General features: G+C 38.4%; 25 protein-coding genes. 16 read left to right on the top strand and 9 right to left on the bottom strand.

Annotation, left to right across the window (positions count from 1 at the left end):
- Positions 1–112 precede the first annotated feature (112 nt).
- Positions 113–637, top strand: a complete 525-nt coding sequence (locus tag GQR56_RS10710) for a CIA30 family protein (RefSeq protein WP_166111173.1) — start codon at positions 113–115, stop codon at positions 635–637.
- A gap of 158 nt (positions 638–795) precedes the next feature.
- Here the strand turns inward: GQR56_RS10710 and GQR56_RS10705 are convergent, their stop codons facing one another.
- The 5 genes from GQR56_RS10705 to GQR56_RS10685 form a co-directional block, all read right to left on the bottom strand.
- Positions 796–1,311, bottom strand: coding sequence for a hypothetical protein (locus tag GQR56_RS10705; protein ID WP_166111170.1), 516 nt, complete (start codon positions 1,309–1,311; stop codon positions 796–798).
- 135 nt (positions 1,312–1,446) lie between these two features.
- Complete coding sequence (locus tag GQR56_RS10700) at positions 1,447–1,701, bottom strand: hypothetical protein (protein WP_024610957.1); 255 nt, start codon at positions 1,699–1,701, stop codon at positions 1,447–1,449.
- 30 nt (positions 1,702–1,731) lie between these two features.
- Positions 1,732–2,208 (bottom strand): FKBP-type peptidyl-prolyl cis-trans isomerase, encoded by a 477-nt coding sequence (locus GQR56_RS10695; protein WP_024610958.1) that lies wholly within the window; start codon positions 2,206–2,208, stop codon positions 1,732–1,734.
- 2 nt (positions 2,209–2,210) lie between these two features.
- Positions 2,211–4,643: an ATP-binding protein gene (locus GQR56_RS10690; protein WP_240920927.1), complete on the bottom strand. Its 2,433-nt coding sequence runs from the start codon at positions 4,641–4,643 to the stop codon at positions 2,211–2,213.
- A 77-nt stretch (positions 4,644–4,720) separates the two neighbouring features.
- Positions 4,721–5,179 (bottom strand): hypothetical protein, encoded by a 459-nt coding sequence (locus tag GQR56_RS10685; RefSeq protein WP_166111164.1) that lies wholly within the window; start codon positions 5,177–5,179, stop codon positions 4,721–4,723.
- A gap of 196 nt (positions 5,180–5,375) precedes the next feature.
- Here GQR56_RS10685 and leuS point away from each other — a divergent pair, with 196 nt between their 5' ends.
- The 13 genes from leuS to lipA all read left to right on the top strand — a co-directional run bounded on the left by leuS (position 5,376) and on the right by lipA (position 18,144).
- On the top strand, positions 5,376–7,964 hold the full coding sequence (gene leuS, locus GQR56_RS10680) for a leucine--tRNA ligase (protein WP_166111163.1): 2,589 nt from the start codon (positions 5,376–5,378) through the stop codon (positions 7,962–7,964).
- 1 nt (position 7,965) lies between these two features.
- On the top strand, positions 7,966–8,457 hold the full coding sequence (gene lptE, locus GQR56_RS10675; protein WP_024610961.1) for an LPS assembly lipoprotein LptE: 492 nt from the start codon (positions 7,966–7,968) through the stop codon (positions 8,455–8,457).
- Complete coding sequence (gene holA, locus GQR56_RS10670; protein WP_166111160.1) at positions 8,457–9,494, top strand: DNA polymerase III subunit delta; 1,038 nt, start codon at positions 8,457–8,459, stop codon at positions 9,492–9,494. The genes lptE and holA overlap by 1 nt, the downstream gene beginning before the upstream one ends.
- A 20-nt stretch (positions 9,495–9,514) precedes the next feature.
- Entirely contained in the window at positions 9,515–10,150 is a 636-nt protein-coding gene (gene nadD, locus GQR56_RS10665; RefSeq protein ID WP_166111157.1) for a nicotinate-nucleotide adenylyltransferase, read from the top strand.
- Positions 10,151–10,205: 55 nt separating this feature from the next.
- Positions 10,206–10,523 (top strand): ribosome silencing factor, encoded by a 318-nt coding sequence (gene rsfS, locus GQR56_RS10660; protein WP_024610964.1) that lies wholly within the window; start codon positions 10,206–10,208, stop codon positions 10,521–10,523.
- Between the two features lie 37 nt (positions 10,524–10,560).
- Entirely contained in the window at positions 10,561–11,031 is a 471-nt protein-coding gene (gene rlmH / locus GQR56_RS10655) for a 23S rRNA (pseudouridine(1915)-N(3))-methyltransferase RlmH (RefSeq protein ID WP_024610965.1), read from the top strand.
- Between the two features lie 9 nt (positions 11,032–11,040).
- The gene (gene mrdA, locus GQR56_RS10650; protein ID WP_166111154.1) at positions 11,041–12,909 is read left to right on the top strand and encodes a penicillin-binding protein 2; all 1,869 of its coding nucleotides are present in this window, start codon (positions 11,041–11,043) and stop codon (positions 12,907–12,909) included.
- Positions 12,906–14,012 (top strand): rod shape-determining protein RodA, encoded by a 1,107-nt coding sequence (gene rodA, locus GQR56_RS10645; protein WP_024610967.1) that lies wholly within the window; start codon positions 12,906–12,908, stop codon positions 14,010–14,012. Before mrdA ends, rodA begins: the two co-directional genes overlap by 4 nt.
- Entirely contained in the window at positions 14,012–14,785 is a 774-nt protein-coding gene (locus GQR56_RS10640; RefSeq protein WP_166111151.1) for a septal ring lytic transglycosylase RlpA family protein, read from the top strand. Before rodA ends, GQR56_RS10640 begins: the two co-directional genes overlap by 1 nt.
- A 53-nt stretch (positions 14,786–14,838) precedes the next feature.
- Positions 14,839–16,002: a serine hydrolase gene (locus tag GQR56_RS10635; protein ID WP_024610969.1), complete on the top strand. Its 1,164-nt coding sequence runs from the start codon at positions 14,839–14,841 to the stop codon at positions 16,000–16,002.
- 228 nt (positions 16,003–16,230) lie between these two features.
- Positions 16,231–16,509, top strand: coding sequence for a DUF493 family protein YbeD (gene ybeD / locus GQR56_RS10630; protein WP_002958517.1), 279 nt, complete (start codon positions 16,231–16,233; stop codon positions 16,507–16,509).
- Positions 16,510–16,528: 19 nt separating this feature from the next.
- On the top strand, positions 16,529–17,182 hold the full coding sequence (gene lipB / locus GQR56_RS10625; RefSeq protein WP_024610970.1) for a lipoyl(octanoyl) transferase LipB: 654 nt from the start codon (positions 16,529–16,531) through the stop codon (positions 17,180–17,182).
- Entirely contained in the window at positions 17,179–18,144 is a 966-nt protein-coding gene (gene lipA, locus GQR56_RS10620; RefSeq protein WP_024610971.1) for a lipoyl synthase, read from the top strand. The genes lipB and lipA overlap by 4 nt, the downstream gene beginning before the upstream one ends.
- Positions 18,145–18,261: 117 nt before the next feature.
- On the opposite strand, the gene GQR56_RS10615 is transcribed toward lipA, so the two are convergent.
- From GQR56_RS10615 to GQR56_RS10600, 4 genes are all read right to left on the bottom strand, one after another.
- Positions 18,262–18,648, bottom strand: coding sequence for a hypothetical protein (locus tag GQR56_RS10615; RefSeq protein ID WP_166111148.1), 387 nt, complete (start codon positions 18,646–18,648; stop codon positions 18,262–18,264).
- Positions 18,649–18,809: 161 nt separating this feature from the next.
- On the bottom strand, positions 18,810–19,259 hold the full coding sequence (locus GQR56_RS10610; RefSeq protein WP_166111146.1) for an SMI1/KNR4 family protein: 450 nt from the start codon (positions 19,257–19,259) through the stop codon (positions 18,810–18,812).
- Between the two features lie 89 nt (positions 19,260–19,348).
- The gene (locus GQR56_RS10605) at positions 19,349–19,645 is read right to left on the bottom strand and encodes a hypothetical protein (protein WP_166111143.1); all 297 of its coding nucleotides are present in this window, start codon (positions 19,643–19,645) and stop codon (positions 19,349–19,351) included.
- 224 nt (positions 19,646–19,869) lie between these two features.
- Positions 19,870–20,187, bottom strand: coding sequence for a hypothetical protein (locus GQR56_RS10600; RefSeq protein WP_024610391.1), 318 nt, complete (start codon positions 20,185–20,187; stop codon positions 19,870–19,872).
- A 219-nt stretch (positions 20,188–20,406) separates the two neighbouring features.
- Between GQR56_RS10600 and GQR56_RS10595 the strand changes: the two genes are divergently transcribed.
- Both GQR56_RS10595 and GQR56_RS10590 read left to right on the top strand, forming a co-directional pair.
- Positions 20,407–20,646, top strand: coding sequence for an RNA recognition motif containing protein (locus tag GQR56_RS10595; RefSeq protein ID WP_024610390.1), 240 nt, complete (start codon positions 20,407–20,409; stop codon positions 20,644–20,646).
- Positions 20,647–20,964: 318 nt separating this feature from the next.
- Positions 20,965–22,584 (top strand): M28 family metallopeptidase, encoded by a 1,620-nt coding sequence (locus tag GQR56_RS10590; protein ID WP_166111140.1) that lies wholly within the window; start codon positions 20,965–20,967, stop codon positions 22,582–22,584.
- Positions 22,585–22,737: the final 153 nt, after the last annotated feature.

The following is a 22,737-nucleotide window of genomic DNA, read 5'->3' as shown; positions in this document are numbered from 1 at the left end:
CTGCTTTTGGGATAGATAGTGGTTTGGCGATTACTATCAGATCAAATTCAGAGCATGTTTTCAAGTTTTATTCCTTAAGATCCAACCTATGAATACCAATTAGGAAACACTTATGACAACTAAACAACTTTCATCACTTTTTGTATTTAATTTATTACTTATAAGTGAACAAGCGAATGCAAACCAGCAATGGGATGTTGTTAACGACTCTGTAATGGGTGGTGTCTCTAATAGCAAGGTAATACAAACACAAAGCAGTTTGCTGTTTACAGGCAATGTTTCGCTTGATAACAACGGCGGTTTTGCATCAATACGCACAGCGTTAAATACACAAGGTCAAAATACGAAAGGCATAACCCTGCGTGTTAAAGGTGATGGGCAAACTTATCAGCTTAGACTCAGGACAACGAACTCCCCTGATGGTGCCGCTTATACTCACTCATTTAAAACAGTAAAAAATGAATGGGTAGATATAAACTTTTCCCCAAGTGATTTTACCCTAACGTATCGCGGTCGTGTGCTTGAGCAACAGCCTGTTATTGATTTTGATGATATTAAGCAACTAGGCTTTATGATTGCAGGTAAGCAAGAAGGTAAATTTAAACTTGAAGTGGGTAAAATTGAGTTTACAGGGTAACCCACCAGCGTGTGGTGGCGCTAAATAAACTGAACTTTGGTTAGGGATTTTTAATAAAAAAGGCAAATTTACGCGTAAATAACTGGTCGGTTGTAAGTAAATTAAACGCAGTTAATGCTGAGATTACTGCTTGATATAGATTTTATCCTACGTTTCGGTTAAACAGTGTAGTCGTGATCGCCTCGCCTTTTCATTTCACTAATAACTAATTCAACCATTTGTTGTTTTACTGCTGCTTGCTCTGATTTTAGCTCTCCTAATTGCATCTCTAACATATCTATTTGATCTTGTTGCTGTGTGTTTTTATATTTTTTAGAACCTAGGTGCTCAGCATCTAAAATTAAACTCGCATCACTTTTATCTAACTCATTTACTGTCGTGCTTATGATTAAACTACGTTGTGCAGGGCTTTGTTTAAGTTTGTTTATTTGCTCTTGCAGCGCAATAACTCGCCCCGTGAAATGCTTATATACTTTTTCGAGATTTTTATACTGATCGCCAAACGTTGCATTATCTTCACTGTATTGCTGTGCTTTAGTATCTAAAAACTTTGATAGCACATATTTTGGTTCTTCCTCGCCCTCTTCTTCAACAGGTGGATTATCTGATTGCGTTAAAGCCTGAGTGTTAGAGTTGTGTACTTGGTATGGAATGGGAGCCGGTGAAATCTTCATTATTTTATCCCTAAAATAGCTTTGTAACTATTATAGGTATCGACCTAGCATTAAAATCCTTGAGCAAACTTTAATGTTAGCTAAAAGCAAAAAGCCCCACTTTATTAAAGTAGGGCTTAAAACTAACTCGTTTGCTTACTTGGTGTTTTGGCTTTCTTGTGAGAGCACAATAAGAGCAAGCGCGGCATTTAGGCGAGTATTTAAATTATTATAAATAGTCATTCCAAATACGCCGATAATACAAACTATTAAACCTATTTGCAGGTTAGCGCTCATTTCTAGTAAAAAAACAGCTGCAACTAGTAAGCATAGCGCTAATGCGTAAACAATAGATTGAAAGGTAAAGTTAATATCACCCTTGGCTACTTTAAGTAATTCATCTTTATTCATAACTTACTTCCTTGTTATTTAATTTAATCACTAAGACTCAATTGCCAATAACTCTACTTCAAAAATAAGTACTGAGGCAGGAGGAATACTCCCTACACGTTTTTCGCCGTACGCTAGCTGATGCGGTACATAAAAGGTATATTTATCGCCTGGGCTCATTAGTTGTAAGCCTTCGGTCCAACCTTTAATAACTTGGTGCAAACCAAAGCTAATAGGTGTTTTACGCTCTACTGAGCTGTCAAACACAGTGCCGTCGATTAGTGTGCCGTGGTAATGCACGTTAACCATACTTGTTGGGCTTGGTGTGTTTTCGCTTTCGCTTTTATGTATTACTTTATACTGCAAGCCTGAAGTGGTTTCGACTACGCCCTCTACCTTTGCGTTAGCGGCTAAGTAATCTGCACCTATTTGTGCGTTTATACCTGCTTGTTGCTTTGCTTTTTTACTATTTTGAAATATTAAAAAACAAAAAATGGCGATAACCACCGCCAAAATTATATTGATCATCATTAACCTTTTTCGTTGTCTAGCTTTTCATTATCTAGCTCTTCGTCTTTTTCATCATCGCCATTTACTATGTCGGCAATTTCTTTAAGGCGAGCAAGTGCAATACCGTTTACTGAGCTTTCAGGGTACTGGTCATCAATTATATCGCCCGCTTCTATATCCATTAGCAAGTTAAGTGCTTGGTCTACGGTTTCTACTGCGTAAATATTAAATTTACCACTCTCTACTGCATTAAGTATTTCGTCATCAAGCACTAGGTTAACTTGGTTGGATTTAGGAATAATAACGCCTTGCGTACCGGTTAAACCACGCATTTTACACAGCTTAAAAAAGCCTTCTATTTTTTCATTTACGCCACCAATGGCTTGCACATCACCATGTTGGTTTATAGAACCCGTGAGCGCTATTGATTGGCTAATAGGTAGGCTTGTAATAGACGAAATAAGTGCACAAAGCTCTGCTAAAGATGCGCTATCGCCATCTATGTAGCCGTAACTTTGCTCTATGGCAATATTAGCACTAAGCGTTAAACTAAACTGCTGAGCGTATTTGTTACCTAAATAACCGGTAAGTAACATAACCCCTTTAGAGTGAATTGCTTTGCCTAATTCAACTTCGCGTTCAACGTCTATAACGCCATCGGCGCCCGCATAAACAGTCGCTGTAATACGCGCTGGTGTTCCAAATGAGGTGTCGCCAATATGTAATACCGTTAAGCCATTCACTTTACCAATAGCTTGACCGCTGGTTGCAATAAGTGTGTGACCTTCTTTTATGTCACTAAGCATGTTTTCGCTAATTTGCCCGGTACGATATTGCTTACCTTCAATAGCTTCATCAATATGGTGTGCATCTATAACGGTTAAATTATCTTGTTTAGCGTAGTAACTTGCCTCAGCAACAAGTTCTAGCACATCGGCAAAGCGAGCCGATAGTTTATTGTGGTGCTCAGCTTGGCGGTAGCTAAACTTGAGTAAACGCACCATAGCGGCTTGCGTTGCTGTGCATTTTAAAGTTTGCTCGCAATACTCGGTAACTTTAGTAATAAACTGGTACTGCAATTTATCGCTACTTGGTAAGTAGTAGTCAAAATCGGCAAGTACTCTAAACAGCTCTGCAAATTCCTCGTCGTATTCACCTATGGTGTAATACAACTCGCGTGAGCCTAATAAAACAATTTTCACATCAAGTGGGATCAGTTGTGGTCGAAGTGTAAAACTTGTTCCTACTGTGCTGTCTTGATACGGTAAATCATTTTTTATTTGATGTGTTTTTAACGCAAGTTTTAAACCATCCCACACTTGTGGGTTAGCCATTATTTTTTCGGCATCCATAATTAAGTAACCGCCATTAGCACGATGCAATGCACCAGGCTGAACTGAGCGATAACTCGTAATTAACGTACCTTGCGATGTAGCATATTCAATTTTACCAAATATATTACCAAAGGTTGGATTTGGCTCATACACCACTGGCGCTGCATCGTCTTCTTTAAATTCAACTAATATATTAGGAGCAAAAAAGTCGGTAAGCATGCCTTTGCGGTCAAAATCTTCTTTGTTGTCTTCGCTTTCATCTTCATCATCTAGCCATTCAAGCACGGCATCAATAATTTCAACGCGTATATCTTTTAAATAGCGCAGTACACCAATATGCGTGGCATATTTATGTTCTAAGTCTTTTAAAAGTGGCTTAGTGGCTTGCTCTGCGGTCGATTTTTTAAGATTACGAAGTTTTTCTTTAGATTCGCGTTTCCAGCGAGGCAATTCTATTAGCGCTTCTATTAATGCATCTTCTAGTTTTTCTATTTTTTCAAAAAACTCTTCGCGTAATGTTTCTTCAAGCTCGCCAAATTCGCTGTCGCTTAGCTGTTTTCCATCAACAAGTGGTGCAAAGCCTACTGAGCTTTTTTCTTCTACTAGTGCAACGCTTTGTTCAAGTGCAGCTATTTCAACAGCGGTAATTGCGCTGTCGTAGGCATCGTTAAACTCGCGGTCTATCGACTTTTTTTTGCGCTGGTATGCTGGGTTATCAAAAGCAGCCGGAAATGTGTCTAGCACTTCATCTAAAAATGAATCTATGTCGTCAGATAATTGCTTGCTCTGGCCTGGTTGCATAAATAGTGCAATAGGCTCGCGATGATCGTCGTAATTATTTACGTACAACCATTCATTAGGCGTGGGTCTGTCTTTTGCGTGTTGCTTGAGCTTATCTTTTACAAGCGTAAAACGACCATGTGCAGCCTCCCCCATTACATAAACGTTATAACCAGGAAGTTCCATACCTAATGAAAAGTCGAGCGCACTTTGGGCACGTTGTTGCCCTATAAAAGTAAGTTGCTCTGGATACGGATTACTCATACACGTGTTTACATGATTAGTAGAAATACTCGGTGCGAGTGCAGATACAGATAATGGCAGCAATTTTTTCGTCATTCTAACTTCTTTGTTTACCAGCATATTCGCTAGCTTTTAAACGTATTAAGTGGCTTATAGCCACTTAATACTAATATTTAGGGTTGCAAAGCCTTACGGCTAAACTGCGTTCCATCACACTCTATGCAAGGTGTTATTTGCGTAGCGTGATAAATGTCGTGGCTATGTCTGCAATTCTTACATACTAATGTGCCCATGGCTATCCATTCGCCCACGTGATACACACCATTTTGCTTAATATCTTGGCTTAACGATTGCCACTCAAGCTGTGTTTTGTCTTCTATGTTCGAAAGCTCAAACCAAAGAGACTCTTTAAGCTCTTGCCATGCAAGTGAATTGTAATAAGATTCGTGCTCTACAATATGCTCAATATCATGCTTTAAGTAACTTTTATAGAGCTCATACCTTTCTTGACTTAAATCTTTAAGTGCCTGCTCAGATTCAACAAACCCACTCACAACATCTTTTACACCATTATTTTTTACATCTTTTAGCCAATTAGTAAAATCGCCAAGCCATGTTTTGTAATCAGTCATTTTTTACTCCTTCAAAATTGCTGTTAAATCAGCCTATAACTTATGTATTTAGCTTACCACACTATAAAAATACAGGTTAACCTGCACTGAAAGTTACATTTTAATAAAAGCATGTTTTTGCCGCTGTGAATAGTGTTTTATTTGGGGTATCCTAATGGCAATTTTTTATTAGTTTGCAAGAAGTCTGGAACCATAGATGCAAGAGCAATATAACCCGCAAGATATAGAGTCAAAAGTACAAAGCTACTGGGAAGAAAACCAGGTATTTAAAGTCACTGAAGATGAGAGCAAAGAAAAGTATTACTGCCTTTCTATGTTCCCTTATCCGAGTGGTCGACTGCATATGGGTCATGTGCGTAACTACACCATTGGTGATGTTGTTTCTCGTTTCCAGCGCCTGCAAGGCAAAAACGTAATGCAACCTATGGGTTGGGATGCGTTTGGTTTACCTGCAGAAAACGCTGCTATTAAAAACAAAACAGCACCAGCTAAGTGGACATACGAAAATATTGATTACATGCGTACCCAACTTAAGCAATTAGGTTTTGGTTATGACTGGGATCGCGAAATTGCGACGTGTCACCCAGAATACTATAAGTGGGAGCAGTGGTTTTTCACTAAGCTTTACGAAAAAGGCTTAGTGTATAAAAAAATGTCGACGGTTAACTGGGATCCAGTGGATCAAACTGTATTAGCTAACGAGCAAGTTATTGACGGTCGCGGTTGGCGTTCGGGTGCTGTAGTTGAGCAAAAAGAAATTCCGCAGTGGTTTATTAAAATTACTGACTACGCACAAGAGCTACTTGACGATTTAGACAAGCTTGAAGATTGGCCAGAGCAAGTTAAAACCATGCAGCGCAATTGGATTGGTCGCTCTGAAGGGTGCGACATTGAATTTAAACGCACTGATAACAACGAAACATTTAGCGTATACACAACACGCCCAGATACCTTTATGGGTGTTACGTATGTTGCTGTTGCCGGTGGTCACCCTATTGCACAAGAAGCCGCTAAAAATAGCGACGCTATTGCGATGTTTGTTGAAGAATGTAAAAACACCAAAGTAGCCGAAGCAGATATGGCAACAATGGAGAAAAAAGGCATTGCAACAGGCTTTTACGCAACTCACCCGTTAACGGGCGAGCAAGTACCAATTTGGGTAGCTAACTTTGTATTAATGCATTACGGCTCAGGCGCTGTGATGGCAGTACCTGCACATGACCAACGCGATTTTGAATTTGCAACGGCTTACGGTCTTGACATAAAACAAGTAATTGCACCTGCTGAAGGTTCAGACCTTGAAGTAAACCTAGATAAAGAAGCATTCACTGACAAAGGCGTGCTTGTAAATTCTGGTGAATTTAACGGACTTGATTTTGAAGCTGGTTTTAAAGCGATTGCCGATAAATTAGAAGCACTCGGTGTTGGTGAGCGTAAAGTAAACTTCCGCTTACGTGACTGGGGTGTTAGTCGCCAACGTTATTGGGGTTCTCCAATTCCAATGCTTAGCGATGAAAATGGTAAAGAACTTGCGGCTACTGAAGATATGCTACCAGTTCGCTTACCAGAAGATGTGGTAATGAACGGTGTAACATCACCACTTAAAGCAGACCCAGAATGGGCTAAAACAACAGTTAATGGCGCACCTGCGTTTCACGAAACTGATACGTTTGACACATTTATGGAGTCGTCTTGGTATTACGCTCGTTACTGTAGCCCACGCTACGATGAAGGTATGCTAGACCCTGCTGCTGCTAACTACTGGTTACCAGTAAACCAATACATTGGTGGTATTGAGCACGCTATTTTACATTTATTGTACTCGCGCTTTTTCCATAAATTATTACGTGACTTTGGTTTAGTTAATTCAGACGAGCCGTTTGACCGCTTACTTTGTCAAGGTATGGTACTTGCTGAAACATTTTATCGTAAAGATGAAAAAGGCGGCGACATTTGGATTTCGCCAACTGATGTAAACACCGAAACCGACGAAAAAGGCCGCGTTACTAAAGCATGGCATAAGGAAGACGGCGAGCCGGTATTCTCATCAGGTATGAGTAAAATGTCTAAGTCTAAAAACAACGGTATAGACCCACAACATGTAATTGCCCAGTACGGTGCAGATACAGTGCGTTTATTTATGATGTTTACAGCACCACCAGAGCAAACGCTTGAATGGTCAGACTCAGGCGTTGAAGGCGCGCATCGTTTCTTAAAACGTGTATGGAAATACGCAGTAGACGTTAAAACAGTAGGTTACCAAGCACTTGATAAATCAGCGCTAACTAATCCACAAAAAGTACTACGTCGCGACTTACACAAAGCAATTGCTAAAGTGACTGATGATGTTGAACGTCGTCAAACCTTTAACACCGCTATTGCAGCTATTATGGAGCTTTCTAATAAGTTATTAAAAGCACCATTAAGCGACAAACAAGATGTAGCGATCGCTAACGAAGCACTTGAAGCATTAGTTATTATGCTTGCACCTATTACTCCGCATTTATCGCATGAGCTTTGGAAAGAGCTTGGTAAAAAAGGCGAGATTTTAGATGCTGCATGGCCAAAAGTTGACGAGTCGGCACTTGTTGAAGATGAAAAACTTATCATCGTACAAGTAAACGGCAAGCTTCGCGCTAAGCTAACTGTGGCAGCAGATGCAACCCAAGAGCAAGTAGAAGCCCTTGCGTTTGCAGAATCTAACGTAACTAAATTTACTGACGGTGCAACCATTCGTAAGGTTATTTACGTACCTGGTAAATTACTTAATGTGGTAGCTAACTAATATGGGCGCATTTAACGCCATTAAAAACGGACTAGCCTTAGTGCTAGTCTGCTTTTTGTTATCGAGCTGTGGGTTTCATTTAAAAAAAGCCTCTAGCCTGCCTGATAACCTTAAGCAACTTACCCTTGTGGGTGACGATGAAAAGTCAGCCTTGTTTGAAGATCTTAAAAGCGAGCTAAAAGCAAGTAATGTAGAACTAAAAGCACCCGCTCACAATATGGCGCAATTGTACTTACGTAGAGAAACAGTTGAACGTCAAACGTTATCGTTGTTTCAAAATGGTCAGGTTGCTGAATACGAACTTGCTTATGGTGTGTCTTACATAGTTAAACGCCCAGGTGAAGACGCAATAGAAAAACGCTTTGAGCTTTACCGTAACTATCAAGATGATCCAGATCATGCACTTGCTAAAGCAAAAGAACTTGAGTTACTTATTACTGAAATTCGTCAGCAAGCGAGTCGCCGTATTGTTAGAGAGCTGTCGCAACTATAATGCGCTGCTACGCTAATCAATTATCGAGCGAGTTAAATAAAGGGTTAAAACCCTTTTATTTAGTGTTCGGCGAAGAGCCATTTCAAGAAGCCCAATGCGTACAACAAATTCGTGACGTTGCTAAGCAACAAGGATTTGATGAGGTAATTAAGTTTACCTTAATGCAAGGCTTTGATTGGCAAGAAATTATAGCTCAATACCAAAGTATGTCGTTATTTAGCGCACGTACTATTATTGAGCTTGATTTAAACCAACAAAAACCAGGCGTTATTGGCAGCAACACCTTTAAAAAAGTTGTTGAGCTGGTAAACCCAGATACTATCCTCATTATTAAAGGTGCTAAAGCCAGCCAAGAAGTACAACGTGGCGCTTGGTTTAAAGCCCTTGATAAACTCGGCGTATTTGTACCTTGCTACCCACTTACAGGCTCCCATGTAAAACGATGGCTAGACGAGCAATGCCAACGTTTATCACTTAATATGCAAAACGATGCAAAACTAAGCTTAATAAATGCGACTGAAGGTAATTTGCTAGCGTGTTTTCAGGAACTCGAAAAGCTCTCGTTATTACATGGCGATGCGTTAATTACTCAGCAATTAGTGATGCAAGGGTTATTAAATCAAGCAAAGTTTGATATTTTTGATTTAAGTGATGCACTGTTAAATGGTCATGCTAAACAAGCTATAAAAGTATTAAATAAACTAGCTAGCGATAATACCGAAGTAGTAAGTATTTTATGGGCTATAACCAAAGAGCTCAATACACTTATCAGTGTGCAACTTGGTTTATTAAATGGTGAGCCAATTGCTAATTTGTTTAAGCAAAAAGCAATTTGGAAAAATCAGCAAGGTCCCGTGCAAAACGCAATTAACCGTTTAAGCATAAATACACTTGAACAAATAAATAGTGAAGTAGCTTTGTTTGATGCCAGTTATAAACAAGGTAACTTAATTGCTCCTTATCAAGCGCTCGCTCATATTTGTATTAAGTTTTGTCAACCGCTCGATATCCCTATGCCGTGCCACGCGGTTAATTAATAAAAGCTAATGGGTGTTAAATGATTGCAATTTTTGGTGGCACTTTTGACCCAGTGCATTCTGGTCATATAAACATGGCGTTGCAATGTGTTAAAACATTTAATTTAAACACGCTTTATTTTATGCCTTGTGCACTCCCCGCTCATAAAGCAGCACCTGGCATTAGTACGCAGCATCGTATCGGTATGCTAAATGCAGCTATTGCACCTTATTCGTATTTTGAACTCGATTTAAGAGAACTTAACCGAACAGGTCCATCTTATTCGTTACTAAGTTTGCAAGAACTTCGTAAAGAAAACCCCACTACTCCCATTTTATTTTTAATTGGTATGGACTCATTTAACAACCTCGATAAATGGTTTGAGTGGCAAGCAATAACGCAGCTTTGTCATATAGTTGTTTATCAGCGCCCAGCACAACATTGTAATGTAACGGGTGACCTTGAAAATTACATGCAACAATCAAAAACAGATGAAATAACAGTACTTGAGCAAACTCTTGCTGGAAAACTTTATTTTTTATCCGGTGAAACGCATGATGCGGCCTCTAGTACCATTCGCAAGCAGCTAAAAAAAAGTAATAAAAAGAATGAACTATTACCCGATGCAGTGAGTCATTACATAGAAGTGCATCAGCTCTATCAAATTGATGCTTAAAAACCCTTAGCGTGTTAAAATGCGCGCCATTAAATTTTTAAATTGAGACAAAACCTTGGATTCAAAACAACTACTCGCCTTTGCAATGGATAAAATTGACGATATGAAAGCGCGTGACATCATTCATATTGACGTAACGAAGACATCAGACATCACTGACTATATGGTTATTTGTTCTGGTACATCTAAACGTCACGTACAGTCAATTGCTGATCATTTAGCAAAAGAAGCTCGCCATGCCGATTCAGAGCCTCTAGGTTATGAAGGTGAAAGCGACGGCGAATGGGCACTGGTTGATTTAGGTGATGTGGTTGTACACGTGATGCAAAGCGAAGCACGTATCTATTACGATCTAGAAAAACTGTGGGGCTAAACGCTCACTCATTTTAGACAATGCTTGGAAGTAATACGTGAAAATACAAATGATTGCTGTTGGTACAAAAATGCCAGCATGGGTAGAGACGGGTTTTGCAGAGTATCAGCGCCGTTTCCCTAAAGATATGGCGCTTGAGTTAATCGAAATTCCAGCCGGAAAACGTGGTAAAAATGCAGATATAAAGCGTATTTTACACATTGAAGGTGAAAAAACTTTAGCGGCTATTCCAAAAGGCAATCGTATTGTTACGTTAGAAGTAACAGGGAAAGCACTCGATACACACCAACTTGCTAAAAATATGGAAAAATGGCAACTCGATGGGCGCGATGTAAGTTTACTTATTGGCGGACCTGAAGGACTTGCTCCAGAATGTATTGACGCTTCTGAGCAAAAATGGTCGTTATCTAATTTAACATTACCGCACCCTATGGTGCGTATAATTGTTGCAGAAAGCCTTTACCGAGGCTGGAGCTTAAATAACAACCATCCTTATCATCGCGAGTAACCCCTTGCCATGCTAAAACATAGACCCACTATTCGTGACCACTCCGCAGAGGCAAACTTATTTGCTAGGCGTGCATTTGTGGGTTTTGTTTTTGTATTAGCGTTAGTCGCTGTACTACTTTCTAATCTTTATACTATTCAAGTAGAAGATCACGAAGACTATCAAACCCGCTCTAACGATAACCGCATTAAAGTTATACCAATTGCACCTAACCGTGGTCTAATTTACGATCGTAATGGTGTATTACTTGCCGAAAACAAACCTGTTTATAATCTTGAAGTAATACCCGAAGAAGTGGACGATTTAGCCGAATCGCTTGAACAAGTAAGCAAGCTAATCACTATTACTGAGCAAGAAAAAGAAGACTTTTTAAAAGATATAAAGCACACACGTCGTTTTAAATCACAGGTTCTTAAATCACGCTTAGATGAAACCGATGTGGCTCGATTTTCGGTTAATCAACATAAATTCCCTGGTTTTAGTATTGAGGCACGTCTTGCTCGTTATTATTCGTTTGGCGATACCCTCACCCATGCGTTGGGTTACGTAGCAAAACTTAATAGAAAAGAGCTAAACCAACTAGAACAAGAAGACCGAACAACTAATTACCGTGCAACACATGATATTGGTAAACTCGGTATTGAAAAATACTATGAAGAAATACTGCACGGAAAAGTAGGCTCTCAACGCGTAGAAGTAAATAACCGTGGACGTATTATTCGCACATTAAGTATGACCCCTCCTCAGCCTGGCAGCGATTTAGTACTGACACTCGATGTTGGTTTACAGCAAATAGCACAGCATGCACTTAAAGATATGCGTGGCGCTGTTGTGGTTATGGATGCAAAAGATGGTGGCGTACTGGCGCTTTATTCAAACCCTAGTTACGACCCTAATTTATTTGTACACGGTATAAGTAGCAAAAATTACAAAGCATTACTTAATCAAGATCGCCCACTTATAAACAGAACTACGCAAGGACGTTACGCTCCTGCCTCTACAGTTAAACCGCTTATGGCGGTACTAGCACTTGAAGAAAACATAGTAAGTGAAACAACTTCTCTTTGGGATCCGGGCTTTTTTCAGATTCCGAACGTTGAACATAAATGGCGCGACTGGAAACGTTGGGGACATGGTCATGTTGATGTTTATAAGGCAATTGAAGAGTCGTGTGATACCTACTTTTATGACGCTGCTTATCGCTTAGGTATTACTAAAATAAGCGATTTTATGGCGCGCTTTGGTTATGGTGACTTATCAGGTATTGATATTCACGAAGAAACTACTGCAATATTGCCTTCAAAAGAATGGAAAGAAGGTCGCTTTAAAGAGTCGTGGTGGCGTGGTGATACTATTTCTGTAGGTATTGGACAAGGTTACTGGACTGCAACTCCAATTCAAATTGCAAACGCAACAAATATATTAGTGAATCGCGGTCTTAACCACCCTCCTCATTTAGTGCAGGTTGTAAAAAAAGATAACGATATTCAACAAATTAATAATGAAGAAAAGCCGCCTGTTATTTTAAAAGATCCCCGTCATTGGCAAGTCTCTTTAGATGCAATGCATAACACAGTTAAAAAAGTCTCCGGTACCGCACATAAAGCATTTAAAGGCACGACATATGACTCTGCGGGTAAAACGGGTACTGCACAAATAGTAAGTATTGCACAAGGCGAACGCTACGATGCAGAGTCACTTAAAGAACGTCAACGCGATAACACTATTTATGTTGGCTTTGCACCGTATACCGATCCAAAAATAGTGGTTTCTGTTGTATTAGAAAACAACCATGGCGGCATTCAAATTGCTCGCCAACTTATGGATTACTATTTTGCTGCAAATCCCGTTAATCTTGCAAGGAATGATACACCATGACCACTTTGCACGATGAACGCTCTATTTGGATGCGTATGCATCTTGATTTACCACTGCTCATTGCGTTACTAATAATGATGGCAGGCAGTATTACAGTCGTTTATAGCGCCAGTGGTCAAGATTCTTCTATGATGATTCGTCATATTACCCGTATGGGCGGTGCTATTTTAGGCATGGTTATTTTAGCGCAGTTTTCACCCGCTACTTTAAAGCGTTTAGTTATCCCTCTTTATTGTGTTGGGTTACTTATGTTAGTTGGCGTACTTTTATTTGGTGTAAGCTCCAAAGGCGCACAACGCTGGTTAGATTTAGGTATTACACGGTTTCAACCTGCTGAATTAATGAAGCTTGCAGTGCCAATGATGGTTGCATGGTATATAGGTCGTAATCACCTACCGCCTCGCCCTATCCATTTAATTATTGGTTTTATGATAGTAATGCTCCCTACCTTATTAATTAAAGAACAACCCGATTTAGGCACAGCCATACTTATTGCAAGCTCGGGTATATTTGTATTGTTTTTATCAGGCTTAAGCTGGCGCTTGATAGGCTTTTTAAGCTCTATTGTTGCACTTGCCGCATGGCCATTTTGGCATTACGGAATGCACGACTATCAAAAGCAACGTGTACTTACCTTTTTAGACCCTGAGAGTGATCCCCTTGGTTCGGGTTATCACATTATTCAATCAAAAATAGCGATTGGCTCTGGTGGCATTGAAGGCAAAGGTTGGTTGCTTGGCACGCAATCACAATTAGAGTTTTTACCAGAACGCCATACCGATTTTATATTCTCAGTTTTAAGTGAAGAGTTTGGTTTATTTGGAGTATGCATATTACTTAGCCTGTACTTATTTATTATAGGTCGTGGCTTGTTCATTGCTGTAAACGCACAAGATGCTTTTGGTAAATTACTTGCAGGCGCACTTACACTGACCTTTTTTGTGTATGTTTTTGTAAATATAGGCATGGTATCTGGGTTGTTGCCTGTAGTAGGTGTACCGTTGCCTCTAATAAGTTATGGTGGAACGTCAATGGTCACGTTAATGGCTGGTTTTGGTATTATTATGTCGATTGCGACTGATAAAAGGATGCTTTTAAAATAATGCGACTTTATATACAACTTTTACTCACTACACTATTAATTACATTATTAAGCGCTTGTAGTAGTTCTAATAGCGGCTCAAGTAGCCGTTATAGTATGCGCCACGACTCAGCTCCTTTACGTGTGCCTACTGCAATTGAAATGCAAGATGCAACCGTAACCGAAGTAACCAAAAGCGCCAGTGCAGGTAGACCTTACGAGGTTCTTGGTAAACGCTATAGCCCTATGCTTGACGAAACGGGTTACAGTGAAGAAGGTATTGCATCGTGGTACGGACGTAAGTTTCATGGCTATCACACGTCAAATGGTGAAACATATGATATGTTTGCCATGACTGCGGCGCATAAAACGCTGCCATTACCTAGTTTTGTTAAAGTAACAAACACAGCCAATGGTAAATCAGTTATTGTGCGTGTAAATGACCGAGGTCCTTTTCATGACGATAGACTAATTGACCTTTCATATGCAGCTGCTTATAAGCTCGGTTACTACAACCATGGTACAGCAAAGGTTAAGCTTGAAGCCGTTACGCTTCCTGATTCGGTTGCACATCAGACCTACATTCAGGTAGCTGCGGGTAGCACTTTAATGAATATAGAAGCACTAGCGAGTACCTTGCGAGAGCAATATAAATTACCAACAAATATCGTTCAAAAAGACGCTATTTACAGGTTGCATTTAGGTCCGATAAAAGATGCCTCACATGCACAAGAAGTATTAAATAAATTAAAACAAAATCAATTTCAAAACGCGTTCTTGCTTTACACTCAGTAAGACCTTTAAAATGGCGTAACGCGAATCTTTAACTTTAACCATTAATGAGTATGATGAAATCTATTAAACAAAAAATCCTCAAAGGTGTATGCGGCTTAGCTTGTTCTGCCGCTGTATTTTCAGCCACCGCCCAGATTATTCCGGCACCACCTCAAGTTAATGCTAAAGGTTATTTTTTAGTCGACTTTACTACTGGTAAAGTAATCGCCGAAGGTGAAGCCGATACACAATTAGCACCTGCAAGCTTAACTAAAATGATGACCAGTTATGTAATTGGTAACGAAATTAAAGCCGGTAACATAGCACCAACCGATATGGTTACTGTGAGTGAAAAGGCATGGGCTAAAAACTTCCCTGAATCATCTAAAATGTTTATTGAAGTAGGTAAGCAAATTAGTGTTGATGAACTTAATCACGGCATTATCATTCAATCGGGTAACGATGCCTGTGTTGCAATGGCTGAGCATATAGCAGGTAGTGAAAGCGCGTTTGCTGATTTAATGAATGCTCACGCAGCTAAATTAGGTATGAGCAACAGTCACTTCATCAATAGTCATGGTCTTGATACCAATGAGCATTATACAACGCCACGAGATATGGCAACGTTAGGTGCTGCACTTATACGTGACGTACCAAATGAGTATGCACTTTATAAGCAAAAGTCATTTACTTACAATGGTATTAAGCAATACAACCGTAACTCACTACTGTGGGACGAAAGCTTAGATGTTGACGGTATTAAAACAGGTCACACATCAGACGCGGGTTATAGCTTAGTAACATCTGCAACTAAAAACGATATGCGTTTAATTGCTGTTGTGATGGGTACTTCAAGCGAACGAGCTCGTAAAGTAGAAAGCAAAAAGCTACTTAACTATGGTTTTCGTTTTTATGAAACAATTACTCCTTACAAAGCAGGCGACAGCTTTGCAGAACAACGTATTTGGATGGGTAATAAAGAAAACGTATCTTTAGGTATTTTAGAAGATACACCTATTACTATTCCACGTGGTCAGCATAAAAACCTTAAAGCTAACTTTGAGCTAGATAACACACTTGAAGCACCACTTGCCAAAGGTACTAAAGTAGGTACGTTATTCTTACAACTAGAAGGCGAAGACATTGCTCAGTACCCACTAGTAACACTTGAAGAAGTGGAAGAAGGTAGCTTCTTTAGTAAGATTTATGACTACTTACGTTTACAAATTATGCAGTAATTTATAGCTGCCCTATTAACTTGGGCATATAATTTAAACGCCTCCATTGTGAGGCGTTTTTTTTTGCTTGAAAAATGCTAGAATGCGCCCCATATAAACCAATCATATTGAGTTGTTATTTTTGGTGCATCCAAAACTGTATAAACTCAAGATTGCCATTAGCCTGTCAGTTTAACGCTTAGCGTTTTGCATAGAGCCTTCATTTTATTTTTTTGAGGAGTCACCGTCGTGGTTCAACCTGTTAAAGATACAAAATTTGATGAGTACTTAGAGTACCCTTGCCCATTTACATTTAGAATAATGGGTTTAGCTAACGTAAACTTAACTGATCAAATTTTAGCTAAGTTACAGCCAATTGCACCTGGCGACTACGCACCTAAAGTAAAACCAAGCAGCAAAGGTAACTACGAATCAGTAAGCCTTGTTGCAACGGTAACTAGTGGCAAACATATTGAAGAAATTTACAACGTGATCAGTAATATTGATGACGTACGACACATGCTTTAAGCCATAGTTGAGATTTGTTGTGAACGAAAACACCTTAATCGTACGCCAACTGGGTCGTCAGCGTTATATGCCAATTTGGCAAAAAATGCAGGACTTTACCGACACCCGTGATGAAAATACACCAGATGAAATTTGGCTTGTAGAGCATGAGAGTGTATTCACTCAAGGCCAAGCAGGTAAAGACGAACATTTACTTGCCCCTGGCGACATTGAGGTAATTAAAGTAGACCGTGGCGGACAAGTAACCTATCACGGTCCTGGTCAGCAAATGATGTATGTATTATTTAACTTACGTCGTTTAAAAATTGGTGTCCGAGAGCTTGTTACATGGCTTGAAGAGTGCATTATTGAGTCACTCGCAGAGTACGGTATTAAAGCCTATGCAAAAGCTGATGCGCCAGGTGTTTACGTTAACGATAGCAAAATAGCATCACTTGGATTAAGAGTTCGTCGTGGTTGCTCGTTTCATGGTTTAGCATTAAATGTTAACATGGACTTAAGTCCATTTTTACGCATTAACCCATGTGGTTATGCGGGCATGAATATGGTGCAAACTAAAGAATTAGATGGTCCTAAAAACCTAGAAAGCGCAGGTGAAGGATTGGTAAAACACATGATCAATAAGCTTAATGCAACACAGGTTAAGCATACTGAAGGGTTTGAAAACGAATGAATAAACCAGTCAAAATGGAACCAGGTGTAAAACTACGCGACGCAGAAAAAATGGCGTTGATCCCAGTAAAAGTTTTACCTACAGAAAAAACTGAAATGTTGCGTAAGCCAGAATGGTTAAAAATTCGCTTACCTAAATCAACAGAACGCATTGATGGTATTAAACAAGCACTGCGTAAGCATGGCTTGCACTCGGTATGCGAAGAGGCTTCGTGCCCTAACCTATCTGAGTGTTTTAACCACGGTACCGCTACCTTTATGATTTTAGGTGCTATATGTACTCGTCGTTGTCCGTTTTGTGATGTTGCCCATGGTCGCCCTTTAACACCCGACGCTACAGAACCTGAAAAACTAGCACTTACAATTAAAGATATGAAGTTAAGCTACGTAGTAATCACTTCGGTTGACCGTGATGATTTACGCGATGGTGGTGCGCAGCATTTTGCCGATTGTATCCGCGAAATCCGCAAACATAACCCAACTATTACTATTGAGATTTTAGTGCCTGATTTTCGTGGTCGTATGGACCGTGCACTAGAGATTTTAATCGAAACACCACCAGATGTGTTTAATCACAATCTTGAAACTGCGCCACGTTTATACAAACTAGCTCGCCCAGGTGCTGACTACAAATGGTCATTAGAACTACTTCGTCGTTTTAAAGAAGCTCACCCTGAAGTTAAAACTAAATCAGGCTTAATGGTTGGCTTAGGCGAAGAAATTAGCGAAATTGAAGAAGTACTTCGCGATTTACGTGCTCACAACGTTGACATGCTTACTGTAGGTCAATATCTACAGCCATCTAAGCATCACTTACCTGTTAAACGTTACGTGCCACCAGTAGAGTTTGACGGCTTAAAAGCGTATGCAGACGAAATTGGTTTTACTCACGCGGCGTCAGGCCCGTTTGTACGCTCAAGCTACCATGCTGATCAACAAGCAGCTGGTAAAGAAGTGAAATAATCACTTTTTTATTATGAGTAAAAAAGCCGTTAGGGATAAACCCCTAACGGCTTTTCTGTTAAAGCACATACATGTAAATAGCATGAAGTTATTTGTCTGCCCAACTGAAATGATTTTTTATAATGAAATAGATATTATGTAATCAAATAATTGTGGCAAAGTATCAAATGATTCAAATACGTCATCATGTGCAAAAAAGTTAACCACTAGATACTGATTGCGAATCGCACAAAATTTATAAGCATCCATATTGCCATTACTTCCCAGTTCAAGTGAAGTCTGAGATGTACTAAGCTCGCTTACTAATTCCTCTGCACTAAAAATAATGACGTTATTTATTTGAATGCCATCAGTCAACGTTAAAAAGTGCATATATTCAAGGGTAAAACGATCCCCAAAGCATACTTTAAATAATGGCGTAATATGGTTATTAAGCTCAGCCGATATTGGATTATTTAAATACACTCCTTGGTTTTCAGAGTACTTTTCGAAACTGTAATGCATATATTCCTTCACATTTGTAAAAGTTAGTTTATGTAATAGGAGAAATTAATTTTAATCATTTAACTCTGTTACAGAAAAAGATACCTAAACTTGCAGATGAGTACTTTATTTAAAATTTGGAATAGAGCGCATTAACGTTGAAGCTCACTATATTAAAATCACTATTCTTCTTCCAAACATAAAATAAATTCTAAAAAGCTGTTAGCAATAACATCAACTCTATCTTCCCCATCGCCATAAACTACTTTGGGGTCACTCTTTCCTCCTCGATAATCTAGTGCATAAAAATCATATCCGTGCGAGCCAAGAATAATTAAGCTCTCTGGTATACCTGCGGCTTCATAGTCAAACCCTGTATTTGAATCATAATGACTAAGATTTAACTCACTTAAAGCTGAAAAGGCTGGAACGGCTGTTTGAGCTATTTCACTATCACAATTTAAATCAAGGTTTACAAATCCACCATCAGATAACGTATAAAGGTGTTTAAATTCGACTGGTAACTTTATGCCCGTTTTCTCTTCAAAAGACTGTAGGCTTTGAACACTAGCGCCCGATAGTTTTTCATCTTGTTCTTTGTACCAAAAATTTTCATATATTTTTTTTAGCATGCATAACTTCCTAATAAAAACTTATATAGTAATTTTTTATCGAATAAACAAATTAAAAACCCACTATATTTTCTAATAAAATAAATAACCTACACCCTAACGTTTACTTTTTTACTTGTAAATGTTCGATATAGGCTTCTTATAAAAACAGTAAAAATAACAATAATCAAAAAATATAATAGTGTTAATAAAATTGCCATAAAAGCAGGAACATGAGGATGGCTTTGCACTATAACTTCAATAAATATGCCTGATAAAATACAGATAGGTACACCATATTTAAATATAGATTTTGCTGTCATTTTTTTCATAACGCTAAATATGACATAAAGAAGAGGTATTAATAATGCAAGTATAGGTGTCCATGAGCTTTCTAACGTATCCATAATGTAAACTCTATTTTGATTAAGTATGTCAATTTATTTGGGGTGATACAGTTGTGTAAATCACAGAGTAGTTATTCTGTATGTACCACAATGACAGGTAAGAATATTAATTTAATTATTAGAAAAGCTTTAATTATCTAGAATGACTAATATTCTAGATAATTAGTATTTTGCGTATTTACATTCTAAAAAGATATTTTTGTTTTTAAAATCATGAAATTAAGCTAAACATTCTCTTCATACTCAAATTGCACTTTAAAATTCCAAGAATCATCTTCTACAAAAAAATCTATAAAAGCCTCGGTCCATGTATCGCCATTTTGCCTCATTGTTACATACAGTTGTTCAGCAAGCTGTCTAAGAGAATCACTTATATTTGCAGAGTCAGGTGAATCAGAGTTTTTTAATTTATAATTGATAGCTCTACCATCACAATCAATTGACAATCGACCTTTTTCCCATGAGTCTGGTGAGCAGTTAATACTTTCAGATACCAGTTCATTTATTACAGGGTTATAAATATCAAACTTATTCTCAGTCATGAATAATCCTTATTTACCGAGTGAATTTTACAGGTTTGTTATTCTTGTTTTTACACAAAAATTAATAGCAGAAATATATCCGATAACTTCATACTAACGTATGTATTCATCGCAGTCGATATACGCTCAATAAAATGAATTTACCCTTTTTAAAATAAAATTAGGTTAAACCCGAGTTACTTGAGATAATTAGTACTGACATAATTATTTAGGTTCATTATGAAACTATTAGTTCGTAACTTGTCTCGTGCTACAACTGAGCATGAGCTTCGTACTTTATTTGCAGAGCACGGTAAAGTGACTACCTGTAACTTAGTACTTGATAAAGAAACTGGCCAATCAAAAGGTTTTGCTTTTGTAGAAATGCCAAACGACATAGAAGTTAAAGGCGCTATTGCAGCTCTTAACCAAGCTACTGTTGATAAAAGCAAGATCCGCGTAAAATTAGCAGATGCTTAAGTAATAACTCATTACTTAAAATTAAAAAACCAGCTTATGCTGGTTTTTTGCTAAATACAGATAAGTAATGTTTAGTGCTAATTCTTTAATATACATTTTTTTACCATCGTTTAAGGGCAATAAATACTAATAGCACAATAGAAAGCCCTACTGTTTTTATTTCTGCTCATTTTAAGTTATTTTCATTGTTTAATTAATAATACTCATAACAAGTAAAAAATTACGCTCGATATTACCTTAATAATCTAACTAAAAAATTCGACATCGTTGACCAGCTTCCTTATATTAAAAGCAACTTTTAATAACAAAATGAATACCATGGCATCTACTCTTTTAAAAAGCGCGAGCCTAAGCCTACTAGTTACGTTATTTGGCTGCTCGGAGCCTACTCAAGAACAATCTACACTTGAAAATACAACAGGTGTAAATCTCAATAATATTAAACAACATATTAAGACACTTGCCTCAGATGAATTTGAGGGTCGTGGTCCACTAACTCGCGGCGAAGTAAAAACGGTAGGTTACTTAAGTGAGCAATATAAAGCACTTGGTTTAACTGGCGCTTATAACAGCAAATTTTTACAACCCGTAAAAATGGCGATGGTAACTGCTGATCAAAACATGCAACTTAACATTGGCGATTTAAGCTTTAAAGCCGGTAAAGACTTTACTGCGCGTACCAAGCAATTACAGCCTCTTATAGATGTACGCGATTCTGACGTTGTTTTTGTAGGCTATGGTATTAATGCGCCAGAATACGACTGGAACGATTACAAGAATATTGACGTAACAGGCAAAACCGTAGTTGTATTAGTAAATGACCCAGGGTTTGCAACACAAGATGATGCTCTATTTACTGGCAACGCAATGACTTACTACGGTCGCTGGACTTATAAATACGAAGAAGCGGCACGTCAAGGCGCAAAAGCAGTGTTTATTGTGCACGAAACAGCACCAGCAGCTTACCCTTGGGGCGTAGTTGAAAGCTCAAATACTGGCACAAAATATACGTTAATGGATAACAATCTAAACGCATCCGAATTACCTGTTATGGGTTGGTTGACACTTAACGCAACCGAGCAGCTATTTAAATCAGCAAATCTTAGCTATCAACAATTAAAGCAAGAAGCGCTTAATAAAAACTTCAAAGCAACTGCACTAAATTTACAAGCAAACCTCTCGTTTAAAAATGAAGTATCACACGCTAAATCACATAATGTGGTTGCTCAAATAACAGGGAGCGAATCACCTGATGAATACGTTGTAATTAGCGCTCACTGGGATCACTTTGGTACAAAACAAACCGATACCGGTCCTAAAATTTACAATGGGGCAGTAGATAACGCATCTGGTAGCGCTGCGACTTTAGAAATAGCTCGCATAATGAGTAAAATGAACAAAGAGCACCCATTTAAACGATCTATTATTTTTGCCAACTTTACTGCTGAAGAAACAGGTTTAATTGGCTCAGAAGAATTTGCATCGGGAACTATAATCCCTACTAAGCAAATGGTTGGGTTATTAAATATAGATGGTATGAACGTACTTGATGGGACCGACTACATTTTACAATACGGCAAAGATTTATCGACAATGGAAAATTACCTAGCAAAAGCAGCTAAAGCGCAAGGTCGTGTTGTAAAAATGGATCCTCGCCCACAAAATGGTTTGTTTTTCAGATCTGATCACTTCTCACTTTCTAAACAAGGCGTACCTAGCTTATTATTTATGAGCCTTGGAGATACTGATCCTGAGTATATTGCACATAAGTATCACAAAGAAGCAGACGATTACTCAGCAGATTGGTCATTAGGTGGTGTAAAACAGGATATAGAATTAATTATTGATATAGCTACTCAGCTTGCTAATAATGGCGATTGGCCAAAATGGACAAGCGATTCAGACTTTAAAGCTAAACGCGCTGAAGATAAGCAATAACGATTATTAAATAATCACTTTAAATTTATAAAATCCTCCTCTTTGGGGGATTTTTTTATTAAACATATATTAAGAATAAATGTCATTACTAAAATTAGATAATAAACTCAATCTCATCAGTTTAAAAAAACAAATTTTTATTCAAATATCAAT

Source organism: Pseudoalteromonas sp. Z9A5 (assembly GCF_011378875.1).
Taxonomy (GTDB): domain Bacteria; phylum Pseudomonadota; class Gammaproteobacteria; order Enterobacterales; family Alteromonadaceae; genus Pseudoalteromonas.
This window is presented reverse-complemented; position numbering and strand designations above follow the sequence as displayed.

Coding starts and splice junctions, on each gene's coding strand:
- GQR56_RS10710 (WP_166111173.1), top strand. CDS start 113: ATGACAACTAAACAACTTTCATCACTTTTTGTATTTAATTTATTACTT.
- GQR56_RS10705 (WP_166111170.1), bottom strand. CDS start 1,311: ATGAAGATTTCACCGGCTCCCATTCCATACCAAGTACACAACTCTAAC.
- GQR56_RS10700 (WP_024610957.1), bottom strand. CDS start 1,701: ATGAATAAAGATGAATTACTTAAAGTAGCCAAGGGTGATATTAACTTT.
- GQR56_RS10695 (WP_024610958.1), bottom strand. CDS start 2,208: ATGATCAATATAATTTTGGCGGTGGTTATCGCCATTTTTTGTTTTTTA.
- GQR56_RS10690 (WP_240920927.1), bottom strand. CDS start 4,643: ATGACGAAAAAATTGCTGCCATTATCTGTATCTGCACTCGCACCGAGT.
- GQR56_RS10685 (WP_166111164.1), bottom strand. CDS start 5,179: ATGACTGATTACAAAACATGGCTTGGCGATTTTACTAATTGGCTAAAA.
- leuS (WP_166111163.1), top strand. CDS start 5,376: ATGCAAGAGCAATATAACCCGCAAGATATAGAGTCAAAAGTACAAAGC.
- lptE (WP_024610961.1), top strand. CDS start 7,966: ATGGGCGCATTTAACGCCATTAAAAACGGACTAGCCTTAGTGCTAGTC.
- holA (WP_166111160.1), top strand. CDS start 8,457: ATGCGCTGCTACGCTAATCAATTATCGAGCGAGTTAAATAAAGGGTTA.
- nadD (WP_166111157.1), top strand. CDS start 9,515: ATGATTGCAATTTTTGGTGGCACTTTTGACCCAGTGCATTCTGGTCAT.
- mrdA (WP_166111154.1), top strand. CDS start 11,041: ATGCTAAAACATAGACCCACTATTCGTGACCACTCCGCAGAGGCAAAC.
- rodA (WP_024610967.1), top strand. CDS start 12,906: ATGACCACTTTGCACGATGAACGCTCTATTTGGATGCGTATGCATCTT.
- GQR56_RS10640 (WP_166111151.1), top strand. CDS start 14,012: ATGCGACTTTATATACAACTTTTACTCACTACACTATTAATTACATTA.
- GQR56_RS10635 (WP_024610969.1), top strand. CDS start 14,839: ATGAAATCTATTAAACAAAAAATCCTCAAAGGTGTATGCGGCTTAGCT.
- lipA (WP_024610971.1), top strand. CDS start 17,179: ATGAATAAACCAGTCAAAATGGAACCAGGTGTAAAACTACGCGACGCA.
- GQR56_RS10615 (WP_166111148.1), bottom strand. CDS start 18,648: ATGCATTACAGTTTCGAAAAGTACTCTGAAAACCAAGGAGTGTATTTA.
- GQR56_RS10610 (WP_166111146.1), bottom strand. CDS start 19,259: ATGCTAAAAAAAATATATGAAAATTTTTGGTACAAAGAACAAGATGAA.
- GQR56_RS10605 (WP_166111143.1), bottom strand. CDS start 19,645: ATGGATACGTTAGAAAGCTCATGGACACCTATACTTGCATTATTAATA.
- GQR56_RS10600 (WP_024610391.1), bottom strand. CDS start 20,187: ATGACTGAGAATAAGTTTGATATTTATAACCCTGTAATAAATGAACTG.
- GQR56_RS10595 (WP_024610390.1), top strand. CDS start 20,407: ATGAAACTATTAGTTCGTAACTTGTCTCGTGCTACAACTGAGCATGAG.
- GQR56_RS10590 (WP_166111140.1), top strand. CDS start 20,965: ATGGCATCTACTCTTTTAAAAAGCGCGAGCCTAAGCCTACTAGTTACG.